The following is a 4,794-nucleotide window of genomic DNA, read 5'->3' as shown; positions in this document are numbered from 1 at the left end:
GAGAACGCCCCGCCCTCCGCGCGCAGCCCGCCGAAGCCCAGCGGCATCACCTCGCACACGGCGTGGTGGTGGGTCAGATGTGCACGGCGGGGCCGGCGTCCGTCGTTCCCCGGCGGGTGAGGAGGCCGAGCACGGCGGCCGCGAAGGCGACCACCGAGGCGACCGCGAAGGCCAGCGACATGCCGCTGACGAAGGACTCGTGGACGGCCCCGGCCATCGCGTCGACCACCTGCTGCGGGGTGCCGGCCGGGGCGGGCGGGGCGATGCCGAGCTGGGCGGCCTGGTTGAGGCCCTCGGCCTGCGCCGGGTCCACCGGCGGCAGGCCGGCCTCGGCCCACTCGCCGGGCAGCGTGTCGGTGACCCGGGCGGCCATCAGCGCGCCCAGCACGGCGGTGCCGAGGCTGCCGCCGACCTGCATCGCGGACTGCTGGAGGCCGCCGGCCACGCCGGAGAGCTCCAGCGGCGCGTTGCCGACGATGACCTCGGTGGCACCGACCATGACCGGGCTGATGCCCAGGCCCATCAGCACGAACCAGAGCGCCATCGCGCCGTTGCCGGATCCGGCGTCCAGGGTGGACATGCCGAACATCGCGACGGTGGTGATCAGCATGCCGGCCACGATCGGGATCCGCGGGCCCAGCTTGCCGATCGCGATGCCCGCCAGCGGCGATCCGATGATCATCATGCCCGTCATCGGCAGCAGGTGGACGCCCGCCTGGACCGGCGACATGCCGTGCACGTTCTGCAGGTAGAAGGTGACGAAGAAGATCGCGCCGAAGAACGAGAAGGCCATCAGCACCATCAGCAGGGTGCCGGCCGACAGCGGCAGCGAACGGAACAGGCTGAGCGGGATCAGCGGCTCCCTGGCCGCCCGCTGCCAGAACGCGAAGGCGGTCATCAGCACGACCGCGCCACCGAGGAAGACCAGCGTGGAGACGTCGCCCCAGCCCCACTCGGGGGCCTTGATGATGCCGAAGACCAGCGCGAACATCGCCGCCGAGAGCAGCACGATGCCGGGGATGTCGAAGGACTTGGCGGCGTTCTCGGCCCGCACGTCCTTGAGGATCCACAGGCCGAGGGCCAGCGCGATCAGGCCGACCGGGATGTTGATGAAGAACACCGACTCCCAGTTGACGTGCTCGACCAGCAGGCCGCCGACGATCGGGCCGGCCGCGGTGGAGGCGCCGATGACGCCGCCCCAGATGCCGATCGCCATGTTGAGCTTCTCGGCCGGGAAGGCCCCGCGCAGCAGGCCGAGCGCGGCGGGCTGGAGCAGCGCGCCGAACAGGCCCTGGAGGACGCGGAAGAAGATCACCGTCTGGATGTTCCCGGCGAAGCCGATCGCCGCCGAGGTGATGGCGAAGCCGACCGCGCCGACCAGGAAGGTGTTCTTGTGGCCGAACCGGTCGCCGATCTTGCCGGCGGTGATCAGGAAGACCGCGAGGGCCAGCAGGTAGCCGCTGGTCACCCACTGGATCTCGGAGGGCGCGGCGTTGAGGTCGGCCTGGATGACCGGGTTGGCGATCGCGACGATCGTGCCGTCGAGGGCGACCATCATCACGCCGACGGCGACGGTCAGCAGGGTCAGCCAGGGGTGTCCCTGGAGGCCCCTCCCGCCCGGTGACGTGCCCGGCGGCGGGGCGTCCGCCTTGGCGCTCTTGGTGAGGGACTGACTCATCTGGGCCCTCCGGGGGCTGGCTGCGGGCGGACACGGAGGTGGCGCCCCGGCCTACCCGTCCCCACGAGTGCCCGGCCCGGGGGCGCCACCCGATGCAGATTATGTCAGCCACTGACATTCGGCAAACGCTGACTTCTGCGCCCGACTGCCATTTGTCAGATCGCTACAGTAGCCTCCACACCAGCAGCCCGATCACCCGTCCGGAAGGCCCCCGCCATGGCCGCTCAGCCCGCTCCCCCCGCCCCCGTCCAGGAGCCCGGGCTGCGCGCCCGGAAGAAGCAGCGCACCCGGGACGCCCTGATCGAGGCGGCCCACCGGCTCTTCCTCGTCCAGGGCTTCGCCCGCACCACCGTCGACGAGATCGCCGACGCCGTCGACGTCTCGCAGCGCACCTTCTTCCGCTACTTCGCCAACAAGGACGAGGTCGCCCTCGCCGTCCTCGCCGAGGCCGAGGACCGCTTCATCCAGCTACTGCGGGCCCGCCCCGCCGAGGAGACCCCGTTCCAGGCGCTGCGCGCCGCGATCGTCGGCGCCTGGCGCGACCGCGCCGACCTCCGGAACACCGGGCCCTGCTCGGTGACGGCCGCGCTGGAGCTGATCCGGATGATCGAGGACTCCCCCACCCTGCTCGCCTCCCACCTGCGCCGGGTGACCGAGCAGGAGCGGGTGCTGGTCGGGATCATCGCCGAGCGCGAGGGCGTCGACCCGGCCGTGGACCTGCGGCCCGCCGTGCTCGCGGCGGCCTTCGGCGGTGTGCTGCGCGCCGCCCACCTGTCCTGGAGCCCCGACCAGGAGGACAACGGCCCGGAGAGCATGGTCGCGCTGATCGACCGCTACCTCGACCAACTCGTCCCGGCCCTGGCCGGCCACTGGCGGTCGTGACCCCCCCTCCTCATACCTGGGTGGTACGCGAAGGCCGGACCCCGGTGGGACGCCGGCCGCACCGGACCTCCCTAGGCTGACCGGATGACCAAGCCACCCACCGGGCCGGCCCCGGGCGGTCCGGTGCGCGCGCTGCTCGCCCCGCTCACCCGCCCGTCCGCCGACCACACCCCGCTGCTCGCCCAGGCCCCCCGCCGCTGGATCCGGCTCCTCCCGTACGTGCTCGCCGCGGCCGCGATCGCCGCGCTGCTGCCGACCGGCATCCTGGTGCTCGTCCACGACTACGGGGTGGACGCGGGCCTGGCCGCCGCCCTCGCGGTCACCCAGACGGTGCCGCTGCTGCTCGCCGTCACCCGGCCGCTGCCCGCCTGGTGGATGATCGGCGGCGGCGCCCTGCTGACCTCGCTGCTGGTCCTCGCCACCGGCGACGGCGCCGCCCCCGACGGGGTCGACGGCCCGTGGCCGTGGCCGCCGCCCGGCCTGGTCGGCTACCTGCTGCTGATGCTGACGCTCGCCCTGCGCGAGAGCCGGCGCACCCTGGTCGCGGTCTGGCTGGTCACCACCGCCGCGAGTCTCGCGCTCTCCGTCCTCGGTGTCACCAGCGGGTTCGGCGGCGACGACAGCCTGCTCAGCACCGCCCTGTCCGGCGCCGTCCTGGTGCTCGGCGGGGCGCTGCGCGAGCGCGCCGAGGCCCGCAGGCTGCTCGCCGAGCAGGAGCACATCAGCGAGGCCGAGCGCGAGCGGCGCACCCTGCTGGAGGAGCGCGCCCGGATCGCCCGTGAACTGCACGACGTGGTCGCCCACCACATGTCGGTGATCGCCGTGCAGGCGGCCAGCGCGCCGTACCGGATCACCGGCGTCCCGGCCGAGGCCGCCGAGGAGTTCACCGCGATCGCCGGCACCGCGCGCGAGTCGCTGGCCGAGATGCGGCGGCTGCTCGGGGTGCTGCGCAGCGAGGATTCGGGCGCCGAGACGGCGCCGCAGCCGGGCGTCGGACAGCTCGCCCAGCTGGTCGACACGGTCCGCCGGGCGGGCGTCCACGCCGAGCTCACACTCGCCCCGGAGGCGGTCGACGAGCCGCTGCCACCGGCCGTCGACCTCTCCGCGTACCGGATCGTCCAGGAGGCGCTGGCCAACGTGGTCCGGCACGCCCCCGGCGCCGCGGCCTGGGTCTCGCTGGCCGTCGCCGACGGGTCCCTGCTGGTCACCGTGGTCAACGCGGCCCCGCCGGAGCGGGCCGAGTCGCTGGAGGCCTCGGTCGAGGGCACCGGTCAGGGGCTGGTCGGCATGCGCGAGCGGGTCCGGCTGCTGGACGGCCGGCTGGACACCGGGCCGCTGCCCGACGGCGGGTTCACGGTGGCCGCCGTACTGCCGCTCGGCACGTTGTCGGATACTCGTTCGGACGCACCGTAGAACGCCCCGGGAGAGAGCACCGTATGACCATCCGCGTGATCATCGTCGACGACCAGGCGATGGTGCGGGCCGGATTCGCCGCCCTGCTCAACGCGCAGAGCGACATCGACGTGGTGGGGGACGCCGCGGACGGCGCCCAGGCCCTGGAGGTGAGCGGCCGCACCCACCCGGACGTCGTGCTGATGGACGTCCGGATGCCCGTCATGGACGGCCTGGAGGCGGCCCGCCGGCTGCTGGACCCGGCCGTGCCCGGCGCGCACCGCCCCAAGGTGCTGATGCTCACCACCTTCGACGTGGACGACTACGTCTACGACGCGCTGCGGGCCGGCGCCAGCGGCTTCCTGCTCAAGGACGCGCCCCCGGACGACCTCATCGCCGCCGTCCGGGTGGTCGCGGCCGGCGAGGCGCTGCTCGCCCCCTCGGTGACCCGGCGGCTGATCGAGGACTTCGCCCGGACCAGGCCGGCCCGGCGCCGCGACCCCGGGCTGCGGCTGAACGGGCTGACCCCGCGCGAGACCGAGGTGCTGGAGCTCATCGCCCGCGGCCTGTCCAACCAGGAGATCGCCGCCCGGCTGGTCCTCGCCGAGCAGACCGTGAAGACCCACATCGGCCGGATCCTGGCCAAGCTCGACCTGCGCGACCGCGCCCAGGCGGTGGTGCTCGCCTACGAGTCCGGCCTGGTGACCCCGGGCCAGTGAGCCGCCCGGCCCCGGGTCAAGGGGCCGCTCCCCCGGCCGCCGGTGGGGCGCTCCCCCGGGGGAAAACCCCCTGATACCCGGGTAGCACCCGGCAGTTGGCCCCGCGGAGTGATGTCCGCGGGG

Annotated in this window: 4 protein-coding genes; 3 read left to right on the top strand and 1 reads right to left on the bottom strand. The window is 73.9% G+C overall.

The features are described 5' to 3' along the window. Window positions 1-73: 73 nt before the first annotated feature. Window positions 74-1,678, bottom strand: a complete 1,605-nt coding sequence (locus tag ABD308_RS03580) for an MFS transporter (protein ID WP_344325377.1) — start codon at window positions 1,676-1,678, stop codon at window positions 74-76. A 216-nt stretch (window positions 1,679-1,894) separates the two neighbouring features. Here ABD308_RS03580 and ABD308_RS03575 point away from each other — a divergent pair, with 216 nt between their 5' ends. From ABD308_RS03575 to ABD308_RS03565, 3 genes are all read left to right on the top strand, one after another. Further along, window positions 1,895-2,560 carry a TetR family transcriptional regulator gene (locus ABD308_RS03575; RefSeq protein WP_344325374.1) on the top strand — a complete coding sequence of 222 codons (666 nt, stop codon included), beginning with the start codon at window positions 1,895-1,897 and terminating at the stop codon, window positions 2,558-2,560. 84 nt (window positions 2,561-2,644) lie between these two features. Beyond that, on the top strand, window positions 2,645-3,973 hold the full coding sequence (locus ABD308_RS03570) for a sensor histidine kinase (protein ID WP_344325371.1): 1,329 nt from the start codon (window positions 2,645-2,647) through the stop codon (window positions 3,971-3,973). Between the two features lie 23 nt (window positions 3,974-3,996). Continuing rightward, window positions 3,997-4,671 carry a response regulator gene (locus ABD308_RS03565; RefSeq protein ID WP_344325368.1) on the top strand — a complete coding sequence of 225 codons (675 nt, stop codon included), beginning with the start codon at window positions 3,997-3,999 and terminating at the stop codon, window positions 4,669-4,671. Window positions 4,672-4,794: the final 123 nt, after the last annotated feature.

It is taken from the genome of Kitasatospora putterlickiae, assembly GCF_039527695.1.
Classification (GTDB): Bacteria; Actinomycetota; Actinomycetes; order Streptomycetales; family Streptomycetaceae; genus Kitasatospora; species Kitasatospora putterlickiae.
Note: the sequence above shows the minus strand (reverse complement) of the source record. Positions and strands in the feature narration are given on the sequence as shown.

What these genes read in the sequence shown, in the direction of transcription:
- ABD308_RS03580 (WP_344325377.1), bottom strand. Translation starts at nt 1,678, where the DNA reads ATGAGTCAGTCCCTCACCAAGAGCGCCAAGGCGGACGCCCCGCCGCCG.
- ABD308_RS03575 (WP_344325374.1), top strand. Translation starts at nt 1,895, where the DNA reads ATGGCCGCTCAGCCCGCTCCCCCCGCCCCCGTCCAGGAGCCCGGGCTG.
- ABD308_RS03570 (WP_344325371.1), top strand. Translation starts at nt 2,645, where the DNA reads ATGACCAAGCCACCCACCGGGCCGGCCCCGGGCGGTCCGGTGCGCGCG.
- ABD308_RS03565 (WP_344325368.1), top strand. Translation starts at nt 3,997, where the DNA reads ATGACCATCCGCGTGATCATCGTCGACGACCAGGCGATGGTGCGGGCC.